Below are 5,610 nucleotides of genomic sequence, written 5' to 3' on the forward strand. Positions count from 1 at the left end.
GGGACGCCTCCGTCGCGCCGCCGACCTCCATGCCGTCCACGTAGACGTTCCCGGCGGGCACCTTGCCGGTGATCGCGGCTCGGCCGTCGACGAGGTCGACGACGACGCCGTCCTCCGCGATGACGACGCGGTCCGGGTCGACGCCGGTGCGGATGGCGAGGTCGGCGTTGGCCCGCAGGTGGCGGAACTCGCCGTGGACGGGCATGACGTTGCGGGGGCGGACGATGTTGTAGCAGTACACGAGCTCCCCGGCGCTGGCGTGGCCGGAGACGTGCACCTTGGCGTTGCCCTTGTGGACGACGTTGGCGCCCCACCGGGTCAGGCCGTTGATCACCCGGTAGATCGCGTTCTCGTTGCCGGGGATGAGGGAACTGGCGAGCAGGACGGTGTCGCCCTTGCCGATGCGGATGGCGTGGTCGCGGTTGGCCATCCGCGACAGCGCGGCCATCGGCTCGCCCTGGGAGCCCGTGCACACCAGGGTGATCCGGTGGTCCGGCAGCTTCTCCAGCTCCTTGGTGCTCACGACCAGGCCCGACGGGACCTTCAGGTAGCCGAGGTCGCGGGCGATGCCCATGTTGCGGACCATGGAACGGCCCACGAAGGCCACCTTGCGGCCGTGCTGGTGGGCCGCGTCCAGGATCTGCTGGATGCGGTGCACATGGCTCGCGAAGCTGGAGACGATGACCCGGCGCGGCGCGGTGCGCATGACCTGCTCGATCGCGGGATTCAGTTCGCGTTCGGAGGTGGTGAAGCCGGGGACCTCGGCGTTGGTGGAGTCGGTGAGGAACAGGTCCACGCCCTCCTCGCCCAGGCGGGCGAAGGCGCGCAGGTCCGTGATCCGGTCGTCCAGGGGGAACTGGTCCATCTTGAAGTCGCCGGTGTGCAGCACCATCCCGGCGCCGGTGCGGATCGCGACGGCGAGACTGTCCGGGATGGAGTGGTTGACGGCGACGAACTCGCAGTCGAACGGACCGAAGCGGCGCCGGTCGCCTTCGCGTACACGCACCGAGCGAGGGCGGATGCCGTGCTCCTTGAGCTTGGCCTCCAGGAACGCGAGGGTGAGCTTCGAGCCGATGACCGGGATGTCGGTCCGCTCCCGCAGCAGATAGGGGACGCCGCCGATGTGGTCTTCGTGACCGTGGGTGAGCACGATGCCCACGATGTCGTCCAGGCGGTCACGGATCGAGGTGAAGTCCGGCAGGATGACATCCACCCCGGGCTGGTTCTCCTCGGGGAACAGCACACCGCAGTCCACGATCAACAACTTGCCGGCATGCTCGAAGACGGTCATGTTGCGACCGATTTCGCCCAAGCCGCCCAAGGCGGTGACCCTCAGCCCGCCTTCGGGCAGGGGCGGGGCGGCTTTGAGTTCTGGGTGCGGATGGCTCATGACCTCACGTTACCGAAGAGTCCGGTGGTGTGATCCACCGCCTGCCCTGCGCCGCCTTGCGTCGCCCCGCGCCGCCCCGCCGTGCGCGCGCCCCCGTCCCGCCCGGCGGCGCTGGTGGAGTGATCTTCTCCGAGGGGTAGAAACCCGTGTACGAGGCGTGCAGCGGACGATCCGGGCGCGTCCTGGCCGGATCGCGTACGTCGGATCGCCGGGGATTGCCCGCCCAGGGGTATCTGAACTGTCCCGTTTCGAGGTCCAATGGTGGGAGTCCCGCCCTTTCATGCCCGCACCGGTCAGAAGAGGCACGTCATGGAACCATGGCTGATCTGGTTGATCATCGCAGCGGTTCTGGCTGTGGTGGAGATCTTCACGCTGACCGCGGCACTCGGGATGCTGAGCGCGGCCGCCCTGGTCACGGCGGGGTCCGCGGCGGTAGGGCTGCCGCTGCCCTTCCAGTTCGCGGTGTTCACCGTCGTCGCCGTGGCCACGGTGCTGTTCGTACGCCCCATCGCGCTGCGCCACGTGCTCCGGCCGCAAGCGGCGCGGTTCGGCGTGGACGCCCTGATCGGCAAGGGCGCCTTCGTCGTCTCGGAGGTGACGGGCCTGGGCGGCAGGGTCCGTATCGACGGCGACGAATGGACGGCCCGCGCCTACGACGAAACGCTGGTGATCCCTGCCGGAAGAACCGTCGACGTCATAGAGATCAACGGAGCAACCGCGATCGTCTACCCCCGGGACTGAAACCATGGAAACCTCGGCGTTCCTGATTGCCGGCCTGCTCGTCGCCGTGTTCGCGGTCTTCACCGTCGTGCGGGCGGTGCGCATCGTGCCCCAGGCGCGCGCCCGCAACGTCGAACGGCTCGGCCGCTACCTCCGGACCCTGAACCCCGGCCTCAACTTCGTCATCCCGTACATCGACCGTGTGCACGGCGTGATCGACCTGCGGGAACAGGTCGTCTCCTTCAAGCCGCAACCGGTCATCACCGAGGACAACCTGGTCGTCGAGATCGACACCGTGCTCTATTTCCAGGTCACGGATCCGCGGGCGGCCTTCTACGAGATCGCGAACTTCCTCCAGGCGGTCGAGCAGCTCACCGTCACCACACTGCGCAATGTCGTGGGATCCATGGACCTGGAGAAGACGCTCACCTCACGGGACACCATCAACAGCCAGCTTCGGGGCGTGCTGGACGAGGCCACCGGGAAGTGGGGGCTACGGGTCAACCGGGTGGAGATCAAGGCCATCGACCCCCCGCAGAGCATCAAGGACGCGATGCAGAAGCAGATGCGGGCCGAGCGGGACAAGCGGGCCGCGATTCTGGGGGCCGAGGGGCAGCGCCAGTCGCAGATTCTCACCGCCGAGGGTGACAAACAGGCCGCCGTCCTGCGCGCGGAGGGCAACCGCACCGCCGCGATCCTCCAGGCCGAGGGCCAGTCCCGGGCCATCGACGAGGTGTTCCAGGCCGTGCATCGCAACGACCCCGACCCCAAGCTGCTCGCCTACCAGTACCTCCAGACGCTGCCGCAGCTCGCGCAGGGTCCGGGCAACAACTTCTGGGTGATCCCCAGCGAGATCACCTCCGCACTCCAGGGCGTGTCCCGCGCCTTCAGCGAGGTGCTGCCCCCGTCGCCCGCCACCCGTGAGCGACCCGGGGACGACATGGCCGCCCAGGCCGCCGACGACGCTGCCCAGGCCGCGGAAGCAGCCGCCGCGGCCCTCGCCGACGCGGCCAGGGCCGAACGCGGCGCTCCGCCGCCGGACTCCCTCCCGGGCGAGACCTCTCACTGACCGCGGTGTCACGCGCCGTGCTCCGCGCGCCGCGTGATCAGCCTGGTCGGAGGGGGGATCCGGCACGGAGCCGGTTCGGCTGAGACGTCGACCGCCGGGCGGCGCCTGTCCTACGGTGGCGCCATGAGTGATCACCAGCATGCGCCTGTCGTGCCCGTCGAGGCCTACGAACCCCCCTACTACGTGGCGGTCTTCACCGCGGTCCGGACCCAGGACCAGAGCGGATACGCCGAGACCGGCGCACGCATGGAAGAGCTGGTGAAGGACGTCCCGGGGTACCTGGGAATGGACCACGCGCAGACGCCCGGCGGGCTGGGCATCACCGTCGGGTACTTCCGCGACGCCGACGCCCTCACGCGGTGGCGGCGCGACGCGGAGCACCTCGTGGCGCAGGAGCGCGGGCGCGCCGAGTGGTACGAGTCCTACACACTGCACGTGGCGAAGGTCGAGCGCAGTCACGGGTTCACGCGGGCGTAGAGGCGGCGGGGCGCCCCGCGGGAGGAGCCGCTGTCAGAAGGAGCGGAAGCCGTCCCAGTAGGCGTCGGCGCTCTCGCCGAAGCGGTCGGGATGCCTGCGTCGCAGTCGCGTGTACCGCTCGTCGAGCAGGTCCACGGCCAGCTGCAGGCTCGTTCCGAACTCGGTGCGGATGGCCTGGATCGCGTGAATCTTGCGGTTCTGCGTGATCAGGTCGTCGATTCCCGACCACCGCCCGTCGTCCGCCTGCTCCGCCGAGGTGAGTCTCGCCAGCTCCTCGCACAGGCGTTGGACCTCGTCGACGATCTCGGCGTCCGTGGCGACGCCGAGTGAGGTGAGCTCGTCCCGGCCCGGCTCCGGCCGCGCGACGCCGAGCTTCATGCGCAGCATGGCCCTCAGGTCGCCGAGTTCTTGTCGCAGTGCGTCGCGCTCCGCGCGCGTCCTCGTGAGCTCGCGTCGCACTGTCTCGAGTTCGTCCTCCGGCATGGCGACAGTCTGCCAGGGGCGGCGGCGCCCCTCCACGCCCTTTCCCGGGCTCGGCGACCGGCGACCAGCGACCGGTCGGCATCAGCGCCCCCCGGCCGGTCGGCATCAGCGCCTGCCGACCCTCACCCGGTCCTCCTCGCCGACCGGCGTCGGCGGATCGACCAGTTCGAGGTCGCCGCCGGGCAGGCGTCGACCGGACATTCCGGAACGCAGCAGCGGAGCCTCCTCCCAGGCGGGCAGGGCGCGCCCGGGGCGGCGGACGGTGTCGAAGGGGAGAGCGCGGCCGGCGGCGCACAGCTCACCGGTCTGCCCGTCCGCCAGCGGTCGGCCTCGGCCGTCCACCACGCTCACCTGCACCTGGGGCAGCGGGGCGCCGAGCGTGCCCGCCCACGACGTCGTGCCGCCGGCCGCGGTGAACTCCCGGGAGATCCAGGGCAGGGCGCCGTCCGCGGGCGCGAAGTCGGCACGCAGCCGGGCGCCGGGCAGCGCCGTGAAGTGCCGTGCCACGAGGTCGCTCGGCACGGGACCGCCGACCAGCTGCACCAGCCGCGGCCGGACGGGGAGGACGTCCACGAGGGCGTCGTACTCCTCGGGGCTGAACACGGCGGCGGACACCGTCCCGTCGCGGTGCGCCGGGGCTCCCGTGCCCGGCAGCGTGCGCAGTGAGCCCGCGCCCGCGAACGCCCACCACATCGCGGACAGCGCGCGGGGGCCGGCCGGCGGTCCGGCCACGAAGACCCGGCGCGGAGCGACGCCCGCCGTCCGGATCCGCTCGGCCACGGCGAGCCGCCAGGCGTGGTGGTCGACCAGGTGCCCGGTGAGCCCGTGCCGTCCGCCGTCGTGGACCAGCAGGTAGGCGGCCTCCCTGGAGTGTGAGAGGGGGAGTGCCGGCTCCAGCCGCTGAGCGGTGATCCGCCGACGGGTGTCCTCGTCGTCGAGCGGGAGGGCGGTGTACCGCCGCGACCAGGCTTCCTGCGTGGAGCGGCTGCACAGGACGGTCGAGGCGCCGCTGACCGAGGCGATGCCCCGCAGCTGAGATCGGCCGAGACCGTGCGCGGCGGGCACGCACACGCCTCCGGCCTTCAGGACGGCCAACTGCGCCGCCAGCGCCTGCCGGTGGTCGTCGCAGTGGATGATCACCGGATCGCCGAGCTGGACGCCGCTGTGCACCAGGACCGATGCCAGGCGTGCGGCCCAGGACTCCGCCGCGGCGAAACGCAGTTCGCCGCGGGCGTCCTGGACGGCGACCGCGTCCGGGTGGCGCCGGGCGATCTGAGCGAACAGGGCGTCCAGGGTGCTCGGCGACGCCGACGCCGATGCCGACGGCGGGAGCGTGCGTGTAACGGCGGCGGTCCGCGCACCGGGACTCGCGGGCCGTGCCGGGGTGAGGGCGGATGCGGCGTGAGGCGTGCGCACGGCGTGCGCACGGCGGGCGCCCAGGGCGGGATCGGTGATCACTGTGCTTCCTCCA

At 71.3% G+C, this 5,610-nt stretch carries 6 protein-coding genes; 3 read left to right on the plus strand and 3 right to left on the minus strand.

Annotation, left to right across the window (positions count from 1 at the left end):
* Positions 1–1,390, minus strand: a 1,390-nt coding sequence (locus ABT300_RS40635) for a ribonuclease J (RefSeq protein ID WP_351687207.1), incomplete at its 3' end; no start/stop codon positions are given.
* Between the two features lie 309 nt (positions 1,391–1,699).
* Here ABT300_RS40635 and ABT300_RS40640 point away from each other — a divergent pair.
* The 3 genes from ABT300_RS40640 to ABT300_RS40650 all read left to right on the plus strand — a co-directional run bounded on the left by ABT300_RS40640 (position 1,700) and on the right by ABT300_RS40650 (position 3,656).
* Positions 1,700–2,131 carry an NfeD family protein gene (locus ABT300_RS40640; RefSeq protein ID WP_351687209.1) on the plus strand — a complete coding sequence of 144 codons (432 nt, stop codon included), beginning with the start codon at positions 1,700–1,702 and terminating at the stop codon, positions 2,129–2,131.
* Positions 2,132–2,135: 4 nt separating this feature from the next.
* A complete protein-coding gene (locus tag ABT300_RS40645) occupies positions 2,136–3,179 on the plus strand; it encodes an SPFH domain-containing protein (RefSeq protein WP_351687212.1) in 1,044 nt (347 codons plus the stop codon).
* 123 nt (positions 3,180–3,302) lie between these two features.
* Complete coding sequence (locus ABT300_RS40650) at positions 3,303–3,656, plus strand: antibiotic biosynthesis monooxygenase family protein (protein ID WP_351687214.1); 354 nt, start codon at positions 3,303–3,305, stop codon at positions 3,654–3,656.
* Between the two features lie 33 nt (positions 3,657–3,689).
* Here the strand turns inward: ABT300_RS40650 and ABT300_RS40655 are convergent, their stop codons facing one another.
* Complete coding sequence (locus ABT300_RS40655; RefSeq protein ID WP_351687217.1) at positions 3,690–4,139, minus strand: hypothetical protein; 450 nt, start codon at positions 4,137–4,139, stop codon at positions 3,690–3,692.
* Positions 4,140–4,244: 105 nt separating this feature from the next.
* A partial coding sequence (locus tag ABT300_RS40660) for an AMP-binding protein (RefSeq protein WP_351687220.1) occupies positions 4,245–5,610 on the minus strand: 1,366 nt, incomplete at its 5' end.

It is taken from the genome of Streptomyces sp. NPDC001027, from assembly GCF_040299045.1.
In the GTDB taxonomy this organism is placed as follows: Bacteria; Actinomycetota; Actinomycetes; order Streptomycetales; family Streptomycetaceae; genus Streptomyces.

What these genes read in the sequence shown, in the direction of transcription:
- ABT300_RS40645 (WP_351687212.1), top strand. Translation starts at nt 2,136, where the DNA reads ATGGAAACCTCGGCGTTCCTGATTGCCGGCCTGCTCGTCGCCGTGTTC.
- ABT300_RS40650 (WP_351687214.1), top strand. Translation starts at nt 3,303, where the DNA reads ATGAGTGATCACCAGCATGCGCCTGTCGTGCCCGTCGAGGCCTACGAA.
- ABT300_RS40640 (WP_351687209.1), top strand. Translation starts at nt 1,700, where the DNA reads ATGGAACCATGGCTGATCTGGTTGATCATCGCAGCGGTTCTGGCTGTG.
- ABT300_RS40655 (WP_351687217.1), bottom strand. Translation starts at nt 4,139, where the DNA reads ATGCCGGAGGACGAACTCGAGACAGTGCGACGCGAGCTCACGAGGACG.